The organism is Wolbachia endosymbiont (group A) of Sphaerophoria taeniata, assembly GCF_947250735.1.
In the GTDB taxonomy this organism is placed as follows: domain Bacteria; phylum Pseudomonadota; class Alphaproteobacteria; order Rickettsiales; family Anaplasmataceae; genus Wolbachia.
On the sequence record NZ_OX366344.1, the window covers coordinates 708,197 to 729,050 of the forward strand.

Below are 20,854 nucleotides of genomic sequence, written 5' to 3' on the forward strand. Positions count from 1 at the left end.
GATGTATTTTTAAAAGATGTGGCTAGATTAGATAAGATTTCCAGCGTTATGAACCACATAGTCCAAATAAGCTCTAAAAATTAGCTAACATCGCGGGATGCTGTGCGGACGGAATGGGATTCGAACCCATGGTACGCTCATCACGTACGTCAGTTTTCAAGACTGGTGCCTTAAACCGCTCGGCCATCCGTCCATTTCTTTTCTATCACAACATTTGATTTTAAGCAATCTATAAAAGCTTTACTTGCCCACGCAAAAATTGCTAAACACACTACTCAATATTTCCTCAACATTAATAATTCCAATCACCGCACCAAGTTCAAATGCAGCAAGCCTCAAATCTTCAGATATCAACTCAATTGGATTATCGATATTAAAACGTTGTAAATGTTCCAGTGCTTTCTGCATGTGACTCCTATGTCTTTGCCGAGTAATCACAGGAGTGTCTCTATCATGCCCAAATTTTTCCTCTGCCTTCTTTTTTATGAGAGAGATCAACTTGTTTGTACCTATTCCCTTTAAAATAGAAATAGGTAGAAAATCTACACCGCCAATCAGTATATTTCTGTCATTAATTGCATCGTCAGCTTTGCTCAATACATAAATAGTATCGCTATTTACAATGTTGCAATTGATATTATAACGTTGTTCAAAAGGAAATAGTTCTATTCTTAGATCAGCTTCAAAAGACCTCTTTTTTGCTCGACTTATGCCTTCTGATTCTATCGGGTCTGAACTCTCACGAATTCCAGCAGTATCAGAGAGAATGATTGGGTATCCGCCAATGTCAATATGAGCTTCAAGCACGTCTCTTGTTGTGCCTGCATATTCAGAGACAATAGCAATATCACGCTTGGCTAAGAAATTAAACAGAGTTGATTTACCGACATTTGGTTCACCAGTTATTACAATATGTAAACCCTCACGCAACCTTTCGCCCCGTCTATTATCATTTAAATGCTCTTGTATCAACTGCACGAGAGATTGCACTTCATTATTAATTTTTTTCAATTCACTTTTTTCTGCCCAAATGTCCTCTGGAAAGTCTATATATGCTTCGATTTTGGATTGTATCGTTATTAATCTTTGCCTCCAATTGCTGTATAGTCTCTCCAATTCTCCCGATATCTGCTTAATCGCTTGTTTAGCTTGCATTTTCGTCTCAGCATCAATTAAGTCTGCAATCCCTTCTATTTGCGTTAAGTCAAATTTACCATTTAGAAAAGCCCTAAGTGAGAATTCTCCAGGCCTGGCCATAACAAAAATTTTTGATAATTCCTCCAAGATGATTTTTATGACTGCCTTGCTTCCATGCACTTGTAACTCTATAACGTTCTCGCCAGTGAAACTGTTTGGAGCAGGGAAATAGATGATTATTCCATTATCTATCAATTGATTGGAATCATCATATAGATCAACTAAAGTAGCAAATCTTGGTTTAATTTCTTTCTTAATATGAAAATGATTTAAAGCTTTAAGCGCGTAGTTGCCTGAAATTCTGATTACTGCAACTCCTGACTTACCCAATACGGTCGATAAAGCGAAAATAGTTTCATTTGTGTTTGTCATTATTTATATAAACTACTTAGCAATATTACACTTAAGAAACCAAAATACCTAATTTGAAAATATTCAAAATTTTTATCTATCTTGCTAGTTTATAGTAATATCATATTAATAAATACATTATATAAAAAACTGCAAAGGTCACTCAGGTGAAAATATTTATTTTGAAAACTGATAATATGATTTATAATTATCAACATAGGTTTTAAATATTTTATGCTCAAGAAATTAGCTTGGTATTGGTCTTTTGTAGAGTTAATTAAAGGGTTTGTTATTACATTAAAATATATGTTTAAGCCAAAGGTTACTTTGAGGTATCCTATGGAGAAGGGCCCTTTAAGTCCAAGGTTTCGTGGTGAGCATGCGTTGCGTAGGTATCCAAACGGTGAAGAACGATGCATAGCTTGTAAATTATGCGAAGTTATCTGCCCTGCTCAAGCAATAGTTATTGAAGCAGAGGAAAGAGAAGACGGTAGTCGCCGCACCACACGCTATGATATTGACATGACAAAATGCATATACTGCGGGCTTTGCCAAGAGGCATGTCCAGTTGATGCAATTGTGGAGGGTCCTAACTTTGAATTTGCTACTGAAACAAGAGAGGAGCTAATGTACAATAAAGAAAAGTTATTGCGTAATGGTGAAGTTTGGGAAGACGCAATTGCACTCAGGTTAAAAAAGAATAGACCGTACTACTGATGTTAAAAATTTATAGCTTTCAAATCATTCCTCTGTTACCCAGGTGCTGTTTTTCTGTCATTTCAGTGTTCCTTTTTTTGTCATCCCAGTGCGTGACACTGGGATGGCTTTGTTGCATCACACTTTATGAGATGGTGATTTATGGTAAATTCATGTAACTATCTCAAATTTAGCCATACCAATATCAGTGAATTTATTAAGCAAATAGCATTTGATTAGCAGTTCTTTTTCTCGATTTATCTCAGATTTATTCCTAAAACTAAATCCGAATATTTGCTTTAATCTTGAGAAAAACCCTTCAATATAAGATCTTTTCCCATAATTTACTTCTTTTTTCCATTCTTTCATGCCATCTTCACCGTATAATTTTATTAACCTAATAGCAGCATTCCTGTCAGACATATAATCTATTTCTGGATGTTCTGCCGCATTGTTTATTGGTGGAATTTTTGTCTTTATATCATATTCGTTACACAACTTATAAAACTTGTGCCTATCACATGCCCTATCTGCATATAGTACTTTTATGGCATGCTGAAAATCAACTTCTTTTAGCAAATCACAAGCTCCATAGTGATCAGAGTAGACACCGTTACTGTATTTTACAGCTATGGCTTTTTTGTTGTTTATATTCAACATTACGTGCAATTTTCTCGTTTGCTCATAGCCACGATATTTTCTGTCAGTGCTATTTTCCTTGCTGTGTGTTGTTGTATATACTAATTCCTGTACTGTCTATAGCAATTTCGATATCTTCCATATTATTTTTATCAATTCTGCAATCATTTATCTTAATATTAAGTTTCTTTTGATGCTTGTGAATAGCTGATAACTGCCAAATCTCTTCCTATTTGTTGCAAATACCCTTTTATAAACCCGACTGTTTGTCTTAAACCAATTCTAAAGAAACTGACGATTATATGCACCAAAATCACAACTTTATCACTATAAATATAGTTGCCGCCCTGCATTTTTGGACAATTCTCGTACCAATTTTCTATGGCGTCATTGATATAACAAAAAATGCTTCCTCTTTCTTGGAGAAATTTGTTATATTCATGGCAGTTACTGACTCTCATTTTTTGTGGCATATTTTTTCTTCAACAGTTAAATGGCTATTTATAATGAATTTTGTCAGTAACTGCCAGTTCTTTTCACTTGAGCGATGCAACAAAGCCATCCCAGTGTCACGCACTGGGATGACAAAGAGAGGGTTAGACAAAAGGGTCGATAAATGATTAAAATTACTTTTCCAGCTGAAAAAAGAATAGAAGAATATGACGATAAAGTCACTGGCTTTGATATATTACAACCGGATGCTTTGAAAGAAGCAGTTGCATTGAAAGTAAACGGTGAGTTGTATGATCTCTCACGTGAAATTGAATCTGATGCAGAGATAGAGGTGATACAACTGAGTGACGAAGCGGGTTTAGATATAATAAGGCATGATGCTGCTCATATAATGGCCCAGGCAGTGAAAGAGCTCTTTCCTAATACTCAGATTACTATTGGCCCAACAATTCAGGACGGTTTTTACTATGATTTTGCTACAGATCGTACCTTCACTACGGATGATCTTGCTGCAATAGAAAAGAAAATGAAAGAGATTGTAAAAAGTAATCACAGATTTGTTCGAGAGGTTTGGACTCGCAAGCAGGCAGTTGATTTCTTTAGTGGTATAGGCGAAAAATATAAGGTTGAAATTATATCCTCTATATCAGAGAGTGAAAACCTAACTGTTTATAGACAAGGCGATTTTGTTGACTTATGCCGCGGTCCACATTCTCCTTCAACTGGCAGAGTCAAAGCGTTTAAGCTTATGAAAGTTGCAGGAGCATACTGGCGTGGTGATTCTAAGGGTCCAATGTTACAGCGAATATATGGCACCGCATGGAGAAATAAGGATGAATTAAACGCTTACCTTGAGTGTCTCAAAGAAGCAGAAAAACGTGATCACCGCAAAATTGCTAAGGATATGGATTTATTTCACATCCAAGAGGAAGCTGTCGGGCAGGTTTTTTGGCATGAACAAGGATATATTTTATATAATGTTCTTGAGTCTTACATCAGAAAGAAGCTAATAAATAATGGCTATTTTGAGGTAAAAACCCCTATTTTAGTAAGCAAGGAACTGTGGGAAAAGTCGGGACATTGGGATAAATTTCGTGAAAATATGTTTATTGTTGATGAATCTGAAAGCAAAAAGCTAGCAATAAAACCTATGAATTGCCCTTGTCATGTGCAGATTTTTAATTCTCACACCAGAAGCTATCGCGATCTACCAATACGTATGGCAGAGTTTGGCACATGCCATAGAAATGAAAGCTCAGGCTCATTGCACGGACTGATGCGAGTGCGTGGTTTTACGCAAGACGATGCACACATTTTTTGTATGGAAGAACAAGTAAATTCTGAAACTGTAAAGTTTTGTGACCTTTTAAAAGAAGTATATTCAGAGCTTGGATTCAATGAAATTTCTGTGAAATTTTCAGACCGTCCAGATATTAGAGCCGGTAATGATGAAGTGTGGGATAGAGCTGAAAAAGCGCTGCTTGAAGCCATTAAAGAAGCGGGCTTGAGTTATGAACTGAGCCCTGGTGAAGGTGCATTTTATGGTCCAAAGTTAGAGTTCGTTTTGAAAGACGCAATAGGCAGAAATTGGCAATGTGGAACATTACAAGTTGATTTCATTTTACCAGAACGTCTGGGAGCTTTTTATATAGGGGCAGATGGGCACAAGCATCACCCTGTCATGTTACATAGGGCAATTCTTGGGACTTTTGAGCGTTTTATCGGAATTTTGATAGAAAATTATGCAGGAAAATTTCCAGTTTGGCTTGCTCCAACACAGCTTGCTATCCTGAATATTACAAATGAAGCTGACGGTTACGCCACAGAAATTAGCAATATTTTAAAAGAACAAGGTGTGAGAGTCAAGACTGATTTGACCAATGAAAAAATTAGTTATAAGATACGTTTGCATAGTTCAAACAAGGTTCCTATATTATGGATTATAGGCAAAAATGAAGTTACAAGTAAAACTGTGTCAGTGAGAAATTTAGGATCAGAAAGACAGGAGTCTTTTTCTTTGGAAAAGGCTACTGAATCGCTGTTAAAAAGTATTAATTTGAATTAAGGGAGTTAAAGTTTGCAAGTTAAAAAGAACAATAAAAACAGAATTAATGGATTCATCACAGCTAAGGAGGTACGCTTAGTTGATCATAGTGGTGAAATGGTCGGAATCGTGCCAATAGAACGAGCTTTGGAATGTGCACAGGGTGTTGGTTTAGACTTGGTGGAAATTGCACCTGATTCAACCCCTCCAGTATGTAAAATTCTGGATTATAGCAAACAAAAGTATGATATAAAAAAGAAAGCAAGTGAAGCAAAAAAGAAACAAAAAACATTAACTATAAAAGAAATTAAACTGGGTCCTAATATTGGTGATCACGACTACGAAACAAAATTGCGTCAAGCAAGAGACTTACTTGCCCACGGACATAAAATCAAAGTTACAATGAGATTTAAGGGCAGAGAGCTTATAAACACTGAAGTCGGACTGGAAAAATTAGAACGGCTAATTAGAGACACTGAAGATATTGCAAAGGTAGAATTGGCACCTAAAAGAGAAGGGAATCAATATTTTTTAGCTCTGGTTGCTAAGTAGCAAGACGGCTTAAGAAGTATAAGTAGAGTTAAATTTCGCTCTCTCTTTGATAACATGGCGAAAATGTCTTATTAATCCTTGAATCGGCCAAGCTGCAGCATCACCAAGCGCACAAATTGTATGTCCTTCTATTTGAGTTGTAAGGTCAAGCAGCTTATCTATTTCATCAGGCTTAATATCTCCTGCCACCATCCTCTTCATAATCCTCCACATCCATCCAGTACCTTCACGGCATGGTGTGCATTGTCCACAGGACTCATGCATGTAAAAGTGTGATAACCTCTCTATTGCAGCTATTATATCAGTTGATTTATCCATCACTATTACAGCAGCAGTACCAAGCCCTGATTGTGCGGTTCTTAATGAATCAAAATCCATTTCAATAGTATCGCATATAGATTTTGGAATTAATGGCACTGAAGACCCACCAGGTATTACAGCAAGTAAATTATCCCAACCCCCTCGCACTCCACCTGCGTATTTTTCAATCAATTCACGTAGTGGAATTCCGAGCTCTTCTTCAACATTACACGGGTTGTTTACATGTCCTGAAATACAAAAAATCTTAGTACCAGTATTATTTGGTTTACCAAGAGATGCAAACCATTCTCCTCCACGATTTAGAATATCTGGAACCATGGCTATAGTTTCAACGTTGTTTATTGTGGTTGGACAGCCAAAAAGTCCAACACCTGCGGGAAATGGAGGTTTCATGCGAGGAAAGCCCTTTTTTCCTTCAATTGATTCGAGTTGAGCTGTTTCTTCCCCACATATGTAAGCTCCTGCACCCCTATGGATAAACACATCAAGATCATAACCTGATTTGCAGGCATTTTTTCCAATTAAGTTTTCTTTATAGGCTTCCTCAAGTGCTTTTTTTAGAACTAAATATTCATTATAAAATTCACCCCTGATATAAATATACGCAACTGATGCGCTGATCGCTTTGCCGGCTAGGAGAATTCCCTCAAGTAACTTATGTGGCTCATATCGCAATATATCTCTATCTTTACATGTACCAGGTTCTGACTCATCTGCATTGACTACTAAATATGCTTTTGGGAGATTTTTGGGCATAAAGCTCCACTTAAGGCCGGTGGAAAATCCTGCACCCCCTCGACCTCTCAAACCAGATTTCTTTACTTCATCAATGATCTTTTCTGATCCTAAATCTAGTAACTCCTTTGTTTTTTGCCAGCTACCACGTTTTTTTGCACCCTTAAGTAGTGGAGTTTCTTTACCATTTAGGTTGGTGAATATTTTGTCTTGTTCTTTTAGCATGTTTTTCAAAATTTGTGAGTGATCCCGACGCGATTCGAACGCGTGACCCACTGATTAAAAGTCAGTTGCTCTACCGGCTGAGCTACGGGATCATTTCATTTTTCAGCTATACTAAACATCAATACAGTTTTTATCCGTTTTAATCAAACTAAAATTTTCATGTGTGGTTAAATAAATTATATAATATACTGCGTTAGTGATAATTTAGTTAAAAAATCTATGGATAATTTAAAAAATTTTTAAAGGAAAACTTCTTGTTAATTTTCAGTTCACAGATTTATTTGGATGGTGTGAAGTATAACGCTAAGGAGATAAGAAAAATAGAAAACTGTATATACCCTGCAGAATTTGTGCACTATTATAATGCTTAGCAATAGCCTATAGCTAACACGTCACACTGCTGCAGATAGATTCCGCTAACACGCAGCGGAATGACGGTTTTTCAAATTGTCAGTAAATCTAAGTCAGTTTAGCTATAACAGATAAATATTTCTTGCATTTCAGCCTGAGTGATTTATGCTTTAAGCAAGAATTGGGGGCATAGCTCAGCTGGTAGAGCATCTGTTTTGCACGCAGAAGGTCAGCGGTTCGATCCCGCTTGCCTCCACCAATATAGGTTCTAGCATATCATAAAGTCAGCTTATTTTAGCCCATTAGTATTTTATACTAGTTCCCTAAAAAATCCCTCTTTCTGTAACTTTTCTTTATGCAAGTAATGTTTGTTATTATAATTCCAATATATACCAATTTAATAATAAATTAATCAATAAATGTTAGAATACTAACAGTTAATTTATTGGTAATGCCTATGAGTGGAAAAAAGCATGTTTTTAAGATGGTACCTGGAAAGTCTCTTGTGATAAGCGAAGGAATGACATGCTATCCAGGCAAAAATGTTTGTTTAGGAACCTCTTTTTCTGGCAGAGATAATGCTGATGTGAGTAGACCATACAAAATTGCTAAACTTGCTTTTATACCGCTGAATGATAAAAGTGAAGAGGTGCTAACACTAAACGTAAACTTCTGTCAATTTCATAACGGAATGTATACTTGTCTTAATGAATCGGGACAAAGTCTGAACGCTAATAACTGGTATAACCGAGATGCCACTAATAATTCTCTTATATACCTTAATGATCAGCTAGTAAACGTAGTAACTAGTGTAGGAGATAACAGTGAAAGGTACAGTAGTGTGGATTTTCTTGCACAAGCTGTATCGTATCAATACGTAACGCGAGACGAAAGTGGTAAATACTATTTCTCAGATAAAAAAGGAAATATTATCGATTCACCTTACAATACAGCGCTGCAAAAAAACGTAGCACCTTGTAATGCAGGGGAAATAAAGGAAATAGTGAATAATATGTTACTTGATATACCTATTCAACTGCAAAAAATAATTTTTGAACTGAATTCAAATCAACTCCAGATTTTAGCACAGAATTTAACGAATGAGCAGCTGCAAAAAATAATTCCTGAACTAAATTCAAACCAGTTGCAGGTCTTAGCAGAGAACTTAATGGATGAACAACTCCAAGCTTTAGTGGATCATCTAACCAATCACCAGCTAAAAACCCTTGCTCAGGAACTAAATCCAGAAAAGTTACAAATAATTGTTCCTCTTTTAGATAAAAATCAGCTTACAAACCTAGTGAAAGACTTAAATCTAGACCAAGTAAAAGAAATTTTCCCTCACCTTAAAATGAATCAGTTTCTGGAGGCTATCAAGACAATAAGCAATGATCAGTTTGTAGAATTAATAAAAGATGCAGATGAGAAAATTTTAAACACTCTTTTTGATGAAGCGTTGAAAGATCGACTTCCAATCCTAGTACACAATTTAGAAGGAGATAGATTACATGATTTAATTAATAAGCTAGACCACAAGAAACTTGCAATAGTAGCTCGAGATTTAACTGATCCTAATAAGATTCAGATTATCATTAAGTCTTTAGTTGATAACCCAGACAAACTTCAAGCTTTTGCTCGCAATATGTCTAATGAGCAGTTTAAAGAACTTTTGGATAACATAGGCGCAGAAGAGCTTAAAGACATCATTCACAAACTGCCTTATGAGAAAGTGACAGCTGTGATTGGTGATCTCAGCAATCAAGATCAGTCTAAAGCTATTATTGATGCATTAGATGCATTAAAAGAGAAGTTTGATGAACAAAACAAGAAACAAGAGGAAATGAAAGAAAAACTTGAAGAACTTAAGGAATTGCTGGAAGGTGATGATATAGTTAACCCCAATCAATTTAGCTATCAACATTCTTCTGTAGTAAATGAAGAGTATTACCTTAACAGTAATGATGCTTATACTGTTCAGGATTACTCCATATCTGTTTAGCAGATTACAGAAGATAATGAATAACATTATTTTTAATATTATTATTTAAGGAGTTAATAAACATGAATAATTCAACAGAAGATAAAAAATTTAATGTGGAGTTAATTGAGGCACCATTAAAAGAGATAACAGGAACTAAAGGGATGGTAAAAGCTGACACATTTGTAGAATCAGTCAATCCCATAATAAAACATATCAATAATGTAGTAAACCAAACCGCACAGCACTTATCTACAATAAAGAAGGAAATTGGTGATAAAGATTCAGGTTTAATTGGGAAAATCGATAAATTGAGAGAGGAAGTAGATTCATTCACGGATTCTGACATAACAAATCCCAACACCTTTTTTTCTCCAGAGTTAAATCCACTAGGATAGAAAATAGCTAATAATTAGCAAAAATAAGAAAAAGTAATAGCCCACTGGGCTATTACTTTTTTCACATACCATTTCAAGGTAACTAGTTAGTTTTAAATTCTAATTTTTTATAGGAGTTAATATGAGTAATTACAGTGTAAAAGAAAGCGAAAGCAACTTTGGAGTAACAAGCAGAATGAGCGGTACCAATCGTAGAATAATAAATGACATAGAGGTCAAAATTAAGCCTAAATCTTTTGAAGGCAATAAAGAAAAGAATGCGTCGGTCGATTACGTCCACAAAATTCTAGACAAACTAGTCAAAGATTTAAACGACACATTTGTTCTTAATTTGGATAACATATTGACTAAGACTTTTGTAGATTATACCGAGAGAATTCACACAAATAGTCAAGATTATAAATTTTTGAAAGAAAACTTTGACAACCTAAACGAAGAGGTTGAAAAATTAAAAACAGGAACAACTGGTGGTGATAACATAGATGAATGGGAGGCACCAACTCACTTTGATATATTATAGTAGTTAGGAAAGTAACAGCTTGCTAGCAGGCTGTTACTCTCTCTACATATCGTTTCAATACAGCTGAATTAGGGAATCTATTTTAAAACTTTCGGCATATAGTTCTCATCATGTTTTGCAAACACTGTATCTGCAAGAAAAGTACTATTATCAAACATTTTACCTTGCACAACAACACCACTTTTTTCTGAAAACATTGGTGGAAGTATTCCCTGATATTTCACCATAACGCTCTTATTAAAATCTGTCATTTGAAAAATCACTTCGCTTTCGCTCCGTATCACACTATTTTCAACAACCATTCCACCAACACGGATTGGCTTTTGATTATTTGGTAAAACTATTGCCTCACTTACTGTATAGAAAAATGAGATATTTTCTTTGAGCGTTGTTAAAATAAAAAAAACTGCACAACTTAAAAAGCAGAAAATTCCTGAAGTTATAAGTAATCGCTTATGTTTCTTCTTCATTATTATCTTTCAGGCTTTCTAGAATTTTTTTACTTTTAGTATAGCAAGAAATGGTAAAAATCAGTTCTCCGGTAATCAACGTAAAACTAATAAGGTAAGCAAAAATTACATATGTATTCATAATGCATTATCAATAAATAACTCACCTGCATCAAAATAAATTAAGCTTCCATCCTTTTGCTGCAACACCAATTTACCACTTTTATCTATATCAGCAAAAATTCCTTCATACAATTTGTCAGCTAACTTTACACTGATTTGCTCATTCATTTTGAATGCTTTTTTTAACCACATTTCTCTTATAGCATAAAACCCATCAAATAGCCATTGCTTTCTTAGCTTATTAAAATTTATTATTAATTCCTTTAACAGATCCATGTTAGACACAGATTCACCGTAATTGCTAATGCACGTTGTTCCTGGAAGTGGTGCATGATTGACATTAATTCCAATTCCTATAATGAGCCAATTCGAATTGGATCTTTTTTCAAGCAATATTCCACTTATTTTCTTGCCATCGATTAGAATGTCATTTGGCCATTTATGTTGAACGTTACTGTCACTTATAAATGATAGTAACGTGTTGCCAACAGCAAGAGCAGTAACAAAAGTCAATTCTGTCAATTTGCTGACATCCGTTTCTTGGTTAATTATCAAACTCGCATAGAGATTACCCTCTGGAGAAATCCAGCTTTTTCCAGTGCGTCCCCTACCTTCTGTTTGTTTATCAGCAATAATGACAGTTTCATTTGATATTCCTTTATCAATTAAATCTAACGCTTCTTCGTTAGTGCTTGAAACTTCTTTGTAATGATGAATATGAAAGCCCTTAGGGATCACCTTGTCAGCCCTTTAGTTCAATGAGTGAGTAAAACGTACAAGAAAAGAACGAGGTTGATCAGTGAAGCCACTGAAGTGATAATGAATAGACCCTTAGAATAAGCAACCTTATTACCACTAGCTTTATCAAAATACATAACTTTCATGATATTTAAATAATAGTAGCATGATATCACACTCGCTATTACAAGGACCAAAGACAGGCTGATAAAGCCAGAATTTATTAAACTTTTGAATATAAAAAATTTAGCGATAAAACCTGCAAGTGGAGGTATTCCCGACATCGAGAGTAATAGTATAGAAAGATGGAATGCTAAAATTGGTTGCTTTTTTCCTATACCAGATAAATTTGCAATATCACAATCGTCATCGTCAATTTGTACGAGATATGAGAATAGCCCTATGCTTGTGATGATATATATCACCAGATACATTAAGGCACTATCTGTTCCTGCTTGTGTAAAAATAGAAAGTGAAGCAAATATAAAACCAATGTGACCAATTGAACTGTAAGCAAGCAGCCTTTTTAAGTTTTGCTGACTCAAGGCCCCAAAAGCTGAGATAAGCACAGACAATGCTGAAACGTATAAGAAAATAGGCTGAACATAACTTTTTACATTTACTAACTCTTCATTCATCAATCGAATTAAAAATGTTACAAGTGCAGCTTTTGGGGCCGTAGAAAAAAACGCAGTTACTATGGTAGGTGCACCTTGATAGACATCTGGAGCCCACATATGAAAAGGAGCAATAGCAAGCTTGAAACACAAACCAATAAGGATAAAAACTAACCCAAAAACTATTCCATAAGTTATCTGATGGTTTTGCAAGAATGAACCGAGCTCAGAGAAATTGACTTGTCCTGTATATCCATAAAGCAGCGACATTCCATATAGCATAATGCAGGAAGATAGTGCACTAAGTGTAAAATATTTCACTCCTGCTTCACATGAATAAGCTGAATCTTTATTAAAGCTCGCAAGAACATACAAAGATATACTCATCAACTCAAAAGCTAAATAAAAAGAAATCAGACTATTTGCTGAAACCAAAGTTATCATGCCAAATAGCGCAAAAAGAATCAGTATTGAAAATTCATATTTATAGTCATATTTTGATAAATTCAGCATCAAAAGTATTAAAATTCCTGTGCTGAGAATTAACCCTTGGGCTGACCTGATGTATAAATTGAGTTTTAACAACGAATTAAAGAGAAAAATTTCATTGTTTTCTGCCGAAATAATTAAAATAATCAAAGTTACCACTGTGCAGCCAAGTGCTAATAAGTTGATAGTTCGGCGGTTAAATATAATTCCAAGCAGTAGCAACACTAACGAGGAGATAATAGAGAACGTTTCCGGCAATATCTGTATATAATTCATAGCGCATTATATTTGACTAACAAATTTGCCATACATGGCTTCAAATAATTCAGTGCAAGGGTTGGGTAGAATCCAAGCAAAATAACAAACACTGCAAGCAGAATTAAGACAGAAAATTCTATGTTATCCAAGCGGTTATTTAATAATTTAGAATAGCTAACCCCCCATATTATTTGCTTACATAAATTCAGCATATAAACTGCGCTTAAAATAGTTCCAAGTGCGATAAATCCTGTAAAAAACCCTATGCTCTTAAACATTCCAACCATAGCCAAAAACTCACCTATGAATCCAGATGTTCCAGGTAGCCCTATTGAAGCCATTGAAAATAAAATGAACATAAAACCAAATTTTGGCATTGTGTTTACTATGCCAAAGTACTTTGCAATCTCCAAAGTTCCAGTTCGAGTATATAGCATTCCAACAAACAAAAATAAAGCAGCAGAAATAAGGCCATGACTAATCATTTGAAATATGCTACCCAGTACTCCTTCCTCACAAAATGAAAAGAGGCCAGCAGTAACGATCCCCATATGTGCTATTGAAGAATAAGCTATTAACTTCTTTATATCATCTTGAGCAAACGCAACTAGAGAAGCATATATCACCGCAATAATGCTCAGCACAACAACGAAATTTGAAAAATACAAACTTGCCTGAGGAAGCATTGGAATAGAAAACCTTAAAAATCCATATCCCCCCATTTTAATAAGCAAGCCAGCTAAAATCACAGACCCAGAAGTTGGTGATTGCACATGCGCATCAGGAAGCCAAGTGTGAAATGGAAACATAGGTACTTTTATTGCAAAAGAAATAAAAAATGCAATCCACAGCAATGACTGCACTTCAAGATCAAGGCTTGGCACTAATGTAGCTAATTTTTGTATACTAAACGTTCCAAAAACACTATAGATGTATACCAACCCAAGTAGAAATAATAATGAGCCAGTTAATGTATAAAGAAATAACTTAAACGTCGCATATATCCTTTGCTTCCCTCCCCAAATGCCAATAATAAAGAACATTGGTATTAAGACAGCTTCAAAAAACACATAAAAGCTTATAGCATTCAGTGAAACGAAAAAACCGACTACAAAACTCTCAAGCAGTAGAAATAATGCCATATAGGCTTTTAGGGTCGTATAACTCATTTTGCAATTATAGAGCATACAAATAACAAACAAGAAGGTCGTAAGTAGAAGGAAAAGCAACGATATTCCATCCACCCCTATTCCAATATCTCTTACTGGATAGCTGACAAACTGAAAGTCCGTATTGTTATAATCAAATTCTATACAAGCTACAATGCTAAGCAAAAATGGAAGTACAGCAAAAAATAGGGCAAGGAATCTTAGGTGTATAGATTGATGATTAATCCTGATCGAGGATAAAATCAACGCTCCTATCAGTGGAAGCAAGAATATACTAAGTAACAACACCTTCTATTTAATTCCAATAATATATAAAGCACCGATTATTAAAGTAACAAACATAATAAATGCATAATCAAATATATAACCAGTTTGTAACTTTATAGAACTTTTTGAACATTCATTAACCAACCTTACAACACCATTTGGCCCAAATGAATCAATAGCCTTAACATCAAACTTCCATAGAAGCCTAGACATAAATCTTATCGGTGCAATTATAACAAACTCATACACCTCATCAAAGTACCATTTATTCTGCAAAAACTTAAGTAAAAATTTACTCTTAATTTGCCTAATTACTTGATATTGGTAAATCAGGTACGCAAGAGCTATTCCACTTAGGCTTGCCAAGGTTGGTAGTAATTTTATAAAGAAATTATGAACTCCATGCTCATCAATCACCATTAAACTTGATTTCCAAAACGCATTACTAGTTATGTTCAAAATATTTGCTCCCCATATTCCAGAAAATACCGATCCAAAAGCAAGTATCAGTAATGGTATAAGCATAATCTTCGGTGCTTCATGTATATTAATTTTACTTTGTTTTTGGCTATGGAACACAAGAAGCAATAACCTCCAAGAGTAAAACGCTGTGAAGAATGCAACAACTAAGCTTATTACAAAAGCAAAGCTATCCGTGCTATAAGCATGTTCAATTATCAAATCCTTTGAGTAAAAACCTGCAAATGGAAATATTCCAGAAAGCGCAAGAGACCCAATCCACATGAGAGTGTAAGTGCAAGGGATTTTCTTCCAGCAATTTCCCATTTTCTGAATGTTTTGCTCATGATGCATTGCATGAATCACATTGCCAGCACCAAGAAATAGTAGAGCTTTAAAAAAAGCGTGTGTCATTAAATGAAAAATAGCAACATTGTAAGCAGAAAGCCCACATGCCATGAACATATAACCAAGTTGGCTGCAGGTTGAATAAGCAATTATTTTTTTTATATCGTTCTGAGTAATCGCAACCGTAGCTGCAAAAAAAGCAGTAAGTGCCCCAACAATAACTATTAATTCTCGTGCCACATTTGATAGCTCAAACAATGGAGAACATTTTGCTACTAAAAATATACCTGCTGTTACCATCGTTGCTGCGTGAATGAGTGCAGAAACAGGGGTTGGCCCTTCCATTGCATCTGGCAACCAAACATGTAAACCAAGCTGTGCAGATTTACCCATACAGCCAATAAAAAGTAATATGCATATTATATGAATTATTTTAAATTCACAGCAGAATGCCCTAATGTTCTGTGCGCCAAGAAGATCAGCTGTGTCAAAAACTTCAGTAAATTTCAAAGAGTGAAATGTATAATAAATGAGAAAGATCCCAATCAATAGTGCAAAGTCTCCTACCCTATTCACAACAAATGCTTTAATTGCTGCATTATTTGCAGAATATTTTTGGAACCAAAATCCTATGAGTAAATAAGAACATAGGCCAACCCCTTCCCAGCCAAAAAAAAGCTGCACGAAATTATCGCTTACAACCAGCACAATCATGCAAAACGTAAATAGCGATAGGTAAGAAAAAAACCTCGACTTCCCTTTGTCATGCTCCATATAACCGATAGAATAGAGGTGGACTACTAGTGAAACGGTGGTAATAACAATAAGCATTAAGGATGAGAGAGCATCCACACTAATTGCCCAATTTACTTTTAATACACTTAATGAAAATAGAGGAAATAAACTCAAGTGATAATTTTCAGAGAAGGTGAGAAAAACATACCAAGATAAAACTGCAGATATTCCAATCCCTGCCGTTGTAACTAACTGACTTTTTCTAAAAAGTGCTGCAAATAGCGAACCAAAGAGTGGCAAAAATACTATTAATTTCAGTATATCAATCATACTTTCATTCTTTCATTAAGTTCGCTTGTTCAACATCTATATTGCCACGACTTCTATAATATACAACCAATATTGCAAGCCCAACTCCTGACTCTGCTGCCGCAACAGTCAACACAAACATCACAAAAATTTGCCCAACTATATCATTCATAAAGGCAGAAAAAGCAACTAAATTGATATTAATCGCCAGCAATAATATTTCTATTGATAATAATATATTGATTATGCTCTTACGGTTAATGAAAATACCGCACACCCCAATAGTGAACAAAATAGCAGCAACTATCAAAAAATGATTTAATCCTATTTCCATTCTACTCCTTTTCCAAATTTAGCCTTAACCAATTTTACAGATGAAGATTGTGTCAATTGCTTTAATACATTCTGTTTTTTAACTCCTTTTTTCTTGTCCTGCAAAGTAAGAGCAATTGCACCAACAATTGCAACAAGCAGCAGAATACCAGAAAGATGAAAAGCGTACATGTAGTCAGTGTAGAGCAAATTACCGATAGCTTTCACGTTATTGGCATTATAGTTTATAACATTACTTATATTCAGCGTTGAGCTGCGGATTACAAAACTGATAATCAGAAAAAACACAACACATAATATAGCACCAGGAGTGAAATGCTTCGCAAAACCCTGGCGCAACCTTATGTAGTCAATATCGAGCATCATAACTACAAAAAGGAATAACACTGCAACCGCACCGATGTATACTATCAGCACCATCATAGCGATGAATTCAGCTCCAAGGAGAATAAAAAGAACTGCAGAATTAACGAAGGTGAAAATTAAAAATAATACTGCATGCACAGGATTTCTTACACTAATTACACAAACAGCAGATAAAATGCTAAGAATTGCGAAAAAATAAAAGAAAAAAGGCATCGATACTTTAACTGCAACAACAATTACTAATTTAAAGTGACTATCGTTGTAAAGTCAATACTAAATGCCTACCTTATGGATTAAACACTCAGGGATAAGGACATTCTTAATTGCAGTACACATACTCATATCAGGATCATTTTGCTTCTCTTCACTTACTTTCTCGCAAAACTTTCCAATACCATAACCCACCAGTGCACCAACAACAGTGGCTGCAATAAATACTGCAACAGCAACAATAGCAGGAGCTAAAGTGGCGGCTCCTGCAAGGTATGCTATGCTCAAACCTAGAAATAAACCTACTGCTTTCCCACCACAAACATAGTATTTGCTATTGTTTTCAGGACTGAATGGTAGATTTCGATTACGGTAATCTACAACAACAATACAATTTGTAAGCTTAGCTTCTAGCTCTTTTCTAACTTCATCACCAACACCTTCGGTTAAGATAAGATGTTGAAGCTTTGTAAAGTTACCATTAGCTAAAGCTTTTGCACCTTCATTACGAATGTAGTTGTCTTTTAAACTAAGGTATTCAAGCTTTGTAAGATTGTTATTAGCTAAAGCTTTTGCACCTTCATCACCAATATTGTTGTTTTCTAAGTTAAGCTGCTCGAGATTTTCAAACTTACCATTGGCTAAAACTTTTGCGCCCTTTTTACCAATCTTATTCCGGATTAAATTAAGTTGAACAAGATTGATAAGATTACCTTCAGCCAACCCTTTTGCACTTTCAGAAGCACCAATATTATTTTGCGTTAAATCAATATATTTAAGATTTTCAAGCTTACCATTAGCTAAAGCTTTTGCACCTTTACCACCAATTTTGTTACATGATAATTTAAGCCATTCAAGACTTGTAAGATTACCGTTAGCTAGAGCTTTTGCACCTTCATCACCAATATTGTTGTTTTTTAAATTAAGCTGCTTGAGATTTTCAAGCTTACCATTGGCTAAAGCTTTTGCACCTTCATCACCAATATTGTTGTTTTCTAAGTTAAGCTGCTTGAGATTTTTAAGCTTGCCATTGGCTAAAGCTTTTGCACCTTCAACACTAATATTGTTACTCAATAAGTTAAGTCTAGTCAGACTGGTAAGACTAGCTAAAGCTTTTGCACCTTTATCACTAATGTTGTTCATGGATAAATCAAGTGAAGTAAGATGTGTAAGCTTAGCTAACTCTTTTGCATCTTCATCATCAATTTTACACCATTCTAGACCAAGTTCTGTAATGTGTGTTTCATTTTGTAAAAACCTTACTAGCTCTTTAACCACTATATCTACAGCAACACATCCATGTATAAAAAGTGCATTGCCTTTAATATATTTGTCAAAATCCATTTTTCCTCCTCACAAGAATTATCATATAAACATTTTAGCCTGTATCTCAGTGATTGTCAATTATTGACTTGTATCCTTATAATGTAAGGTATTGGAACTGAAATAGATTGTCCCGGCAGGTTATACTAGAATTAGTACAATAAATTGGTATGGTGGGACCATACACCTAGGACATTCTTTAACTGTTCTATTCAATAAAACCTTTACAATATTTCGATCATAGGTTTAACTTTACGGAGTTATAATCTATAGGGCTGCAAATGAACGATTATCTCTCACTGCTAAATCCAGAACAACAATCAGCTGTAACTAACATAGATGGACCAGTTTTGATACTGGCAGGAGCAGGAACGGGAAAAACAAGAACGATTACTTCAAGAATAGCGCACATAATTAGAAACGGTCACGCTTATTCTGATGAAATATTAGCTGTTACATTCACAAACAAAGCAGCAAATGAGATGGTATCAAGGGTACTTGAGCTAACAGGCACAAACATACCATGGCTTGGCACTTTCCATGCAATTGCAGCAAAAATTCTACGTCATCATGCTGAAGTCGTGGGGCTAAATTCCAATTTTACAATTATTGGTGTGGATGACCAATTACAGGTAATAAAAAACATCATGAATGAAATCAGCCCTGATTACCTATCAGAAAAATGTAAGACCATTATGAATATTATTCAGCAATGGAAAGAGAAGTGTTTACTGCCATCTGAAGTGGAAGACGTTCAATCATTTAGGCCAGTGTACGTAACTGCACTCAAAGTCTATCACCAATATCAGGAAAGGTTAAAATTCCTTAACTCTGTCGATTTTGGTGACTTATTGCTATATAACATACAACTCTTTAATCAAAAGACCGAAGTTCTGTCCTATTACCAAAACAAGTTTAAGTATGTCATGGTAGATGAGTATCAAGATACAAATGCAATACAATATCTTTGGCTAAAATACCTTGCAAAAAAGCACTCAAATATTTGCTGTGTGGGAGATGACGATCAGTCAATATACAGTTGGCGTGGTGCAGAAGTTGAAAACATTTTAAAATTTTCTGATGATTTTAAAAATGCAAAAACTGTCAAACTAGAGTGTAACTATAGATCAACATCTCACATACTTGCAACTGCGTCATATGTTATCAATCACAATAAAACTCGGCTAGAAAAAAAATTGTGGACAACAAACGTTGAAGGGGAAAAGGTAAATCTAATAAAATTATGGGACGGAAAAGCTGAAGCAAGGTTCATAAGCGAACAGATATTAAAGCTCAATAAATACAGATTTAGTGACATTGCAGTGCTGGTAAGGGCCACTTTTCAAACTAGAGTTCTCGAAGAGTATTTTATAAAATATTCAATTCCCTACAAGATTATAAGTGGCGTAAAATTCTACGAACGTCAGGAAGTCAGGGATATAATTGCATATTTAAGACTCGTTACAAACAATAACGATGACTTAGCTTTTGAAAGGATCGTAAACCGGCCAAAAAGAAGCATAGGAGCTACAACTCTAAAGAAAATATACACGACTGCTCAGGATAACAAAATTTCTTTTTTTGAGGCAGCAAAAATATTAGTTAATAGTAATCAAGTAACCGAAAGAATTAAACTCTCACTAAATGATTTTTTAAATAAAATTAAAGCTTGGGAAGAAATAGTAAGCGTAAAACCACTGCATGAATTCGTTAAAATCGTAGCAAACCAATCAGGGTATATTGAAATGCTTGAAAATGAGGAGGTAACAGGCTTAGCACGAATAGAAAATGTCAAGGAGCTCATCTCATCTTTAAAAAATTTCGATAATGCCACAACTTTCTTGGAGCATATAAGTCTAGTGATGGAAGTGGATAATATGAATAACGATGACACCGTATATGTTATGACTCTTCATGCAGCCAAAGGACTTGAATTCCCGTGCGTGTTTCTACCTGGTTGGGAAGAGGGATTATTTCCTCATCAAAGATCTTTTGAAGATAAAAGTGGTAAAGCTTTAGAAGAAGAAAGGAGACTTGCATATGTTGGCATAACCAGGGCAAAGGAAAGGTTAATCATTTCATGTGCAGATAGGAGGGAAATTAACAACCAGTGGCAACCGATGCGCACTTCTCGGTTCATTAAAGAATTGCCAAGAGAAAATGTTGAGGTAATCAAGAGTAACGCCTACTGTTGAAGCTAT

At 35.1% G+C, this 20,854-nt stretch carries 18 protein-coding genes, 3 tRNA genes and 1 pseudogene; 8 read left to right on the forward strand and 14 right to left on the reverse strand.

Annotated features, from left to right (window positions below; all coding sequences use genetic code 11):
* Nucleotides 1–105: 105 nt before the first annotated feature.
* Nucleotides 106–193, reverse strand: a tRNA-Ser gene (locus tag OOK84_RS03535).
* 47 nt (nucleotides 194–240) lie between these two features.
* Nucleotides 241–1,569 carry a tRNA uridine-5-carboxymethylaminomethyl(34) synthesis GTPase MnmE gene (gene mnmE, locus OOK84_RS03540; protein WP_264730987.1) on the reverse strand — a complete coding sequence of 443 codons (1,329 nt, stop codon included), beginning with the start codon at nucleotides 1,567–1,569 and terminating at the stop codon, nucleotides 241–243.
* Between the two features lie 213 nt (nucleotides 1,570–1,782).
* Here mnmE and nuoI point away from each other — a divergent pair, with 213 nt between their 5' ends.
* Nucleotides 1,783–2,265 carry an NADH-quinone oxidoreductase subunit NuoI gene (gene nuoI / locus OOK84_RS03545; RefSeq protein ID WP_038199316.1) on the forward strand — a complete coding sequence of 161 codons (483 nt, stop codon included), beginning with the start codon at nucleotides 1,783–1,785 and terminating at the stop codon, nucleotides 2,263–2,265.
* A 150-nt stretch (nucleotides 2,266–2,415) separates the two neighbouring features.
* On the opposite strand, the pseudogene OOK84_RS06860 reads toward nuoI, so the two are convergent.
* Nucleotides 2,416–3,356 (reverse strand): annotated as a pseudogene (locus OOK84_RS06860) (IS5 family transposase).
* Between the two features lie 143 nt (nucleotides 3,357–3,499).
* Here OOK84_RS06860 and thrS point away from each other — a divergent pair.
* Together thrS and infC are read left to right on the forward strand one after the other, a co-directional pair.
* A complete protein-coding gene (gene thrS / locus OOK84_RS03560; RefSeq protein ID WP_264730991.1) occupies nucleotides 3,500–5,401 on the forward strand; it encodes a threonine--tRNA ligase in 1,902 nt (633 codons plus the stop codon).
* 12 nt (nucleotides 5,402–5,413) lie between these two features.
* Nucleotides 5,414–5,932 (forward strand): translation initiation factor IF-3, encoded by a 519-nt coding sequence (gene infC / locus OOK84_RS03565; RefSeq protein WP_264730993.1) that lies wholly within the window; start codon nucleotides 5,414–5,416, stop codon nucleotides 5,930–5,932.
* A gap of 9 nt (nucleotides 5,933–5,941) precedes the next feature.
* Here infC and nuoF read toward each other — a convergent pair whose 3' ends face one another.
* Together nuoF and OOK84_RS03575 are read right to left on the reverse strand one after the other, a co-directional pair.
* Nucleotides 5,942–7,213 carry an NADH-quinone oxidoreductase subunit NuoF gene (gene nuoF, locus OOK84_RS03570; protein ID WP_264730995.1) on the reverse strand — a complete coding sequence of 424 codons (1,272 nt, stop codon included), beginning with the start codon at nucleotides 7,211–7,213 and terminating at the stop codon, nucleotides 5,942–5,944.
* 19 nt (nucleotides 7,214–7,232) lie between these two features.
* Nucleotides 7,233–7,305: transfer RNA gene (locus OOK84_RS03575), tRNA-Lys, on the reverse strand.
* Between the two features lie 442 nt (nucleotides 7,306–7,747).
* Here OOK84_RS03575 and OOK84_RS03580 point away from each other — a divergent pair.
* The 4 genes from OOK84_RS03580 (at nucleotide 7,748) to OOK84_RS03595 (ending at nucleotide 10,460) form a co-directional block, all read left to right on the forward strand.
* Nucleotides 7,748–7,823 (forward strand) — tRNA-Ala (locus OOK84_RS03580).
* A gap of 198 nt (nucleotides 7,824–8,021) precedes the next feature.
* Entirely contained in the window at nucleotides 8,022–9,563 is a 1,542-nt protein-coding gene (locus tag OOK84_RS03585) for an MgtE intracellular N domain protein (RefSeq protein ID WP_264730997.1), read from the forward strand.
* Nucleotides 9,564–9,625: 62 nt separating this feature from the next.
* Nucleotides 9,626–9,940: a hypothetical protein gene (locus OOK84_RS03590; protein ID WP_264730999.1), complete on the forward strand. Its 315-nt coding sequence runs from the start codon at nucleotides 9,626–9,628 to the stop codon at nucleotides 9,938–9,940.
* A gap of 121 nt (nucleotides 9,941–10,061) precedes the next feature.
* Nucleotides 10,062–10,460 (forward strand): hypothetical protein, encoded by a 399-nt coding sequence (locus tag OOK84_RS03595; RefSeq protein WP_264731001.1) that lies wholly within the window; start codon nucleotides 10,062–10,064, stop codon nucleotides 10,458–10,460.
* 77 nt (nucleotides 10,461–10,537) lie between these two features.
* Here the strand turns inward: OOK84_RS03595 and ccmE are convergent, their stop codons facing one another.
* The 9 genes from ccmE to OOK84_RS03640 are packed head-to-tail and all read right to left on the reverse strand — an operon-like array spanning nucleotide 10,538 to nucleotide 18,674.
* Complete coding sequence (ccmE, locus tag OOK84_RS03600; RefSeq protein WP_253309438.1) at nucleotides 10,538–10,930, reverse strand: cytochrome c maturation protein CcmE; 393 nt, start codon at nucleotides 10,928–10,930, stop codon at nucleotides 10,538–10,540.
* The gene (locus OOK84_RS03605) at nucleotides 10,914–11,051 is read right to left on the reverse strand and encodes a CcmD-like small membrane protein (protein ID WP_182158513.1); all 138 of its coding nucleotides are present in this window, start codon (nucleotides 11,049–11,051) and stop codon (nucleotides 10,914–10,916) included. The genes ccmE and OOK84_RS03605 overlap by 17 nt, the downstream gene beginning before the upstream one ends.
* Nucleotides 11,048–11,770 carry a biotin--[acetyl-CoA-carboxylase] ligase gene (locus OOK84_RS03610; RefSeq protein ID WP_253309436.1) on the reverse strand — a complete coding sequence of 241 codons (723 nt, stop codon included), beginning with the start codon at nucleotides 11,768–11,770 and terminating at the stop codon, nucleotides 11,048–11,050. Before OOK84_RS03610 ends, OOK84_RS03605 begins: the two co-directional genes overlap by 4 nt.
* 17 nt (nucleotides 11,771–11,787) lie before the next feature.
* Entirely contained in the window at nucleotides 11,788–13,152 is a 1,365-nt protein-coding gene (locus tag OOK84_RS03615) for an NADH-quinone oxidoreductase subunit N (protein WP_264731003.1), read from the reverse strand.
* Nucleotides 13,149–14,591 carry a complex I subunit 4 family protein gene (locus OOK84_RS03620; RefSeq protein ID WP_264731005.1) on the reverse strand — a complete coding sequence of 481 codons (1,443 nt, stop codon included), beginning with the start codon at nucleotides 14,589–14,591 and terminating at the stop codon, nucleotides 13,149–13,151. The genes OOK84_RS03615 and OOK84_RS03620 overlap by 4 nt, the downstream gene beginning before the upstream one ends.
* Nucleotides 14,592–14,594: 3 nt before the next feature.
* Nucleotides 14,595–16,442 carry an NADH-quinone oxidoreductase subunit L gene (gene nuoL, locus OOK84_RS03625; RefSeq protein ID WP_264731007.1) on the reverse strand — a complete coding sequence of 616 codons (1,848 nt, stop codon included), beginning with the start codon at nucleotides 16,440–16,442 and terminating at the stop codon, nucleotides 14,595–14,597.
* A 4-nt stretch (nucleotides 16,443–16,446) separates the two neighbouring features.
* Complete coding sequence (gene nuoK, locus OOK84_RS03630) at nucleotides 16,447–16,755, reverse strand: NADH-quinone oxidoreductase subunit NuoK (RefSeq protein ID WP_019236815.1); 309 nt, start codon at nucleotides 16,753–16,755, stop codon at nucleotides 16,447–16,449.
* Entirely contained in the window at nucleotides 16,746–17,333 is a 588-nt protein-coding gene (locus OOK84_RS03635; protein WP_253309432.1) for an NADH-quinone oxidoreductase subunit J, read from the reverse strand. Before OOK84_RS03635 ends, nuoK begins: the two co-directional genes overlap by 10 nt.
* 60 nt (nucleotides 17,334–17,393) lie before the next feature.
* The gene (locus tag OOK84_RS03640; protein ID WP_264731009.1) at nucleotides 17,394–18,674 is read right to left on the reverse strand and encodes a leucine-rich repeat domain-containing protein; all 1,281 of its coding nucleotides are present in this window, start codon (nucleotides 18,672–18,674) and stop codon (nucleotides 17,394–17,396) included.
* A gap of 260 nt (nucleotides 18,675–18,934) precedes the next feature.
* On the opposite strand from OOK84_RS03640, the gene OOK84_RS03645 reads away from it, so the two are divergent.
* Nucleotides 18,935–20,848, forward strand: coding sequence for an ATP-dependent helicase (locus OOK84_RS03645; RefSeq protein WP_264731011.1), 1,914 nt, complete (start codon nucleotides 18,935–18,937; stop codon nucleotides 20,846–20,848).
* Nucleotides 20,849–20,854 lie beyond the last annotated feature (6 nt).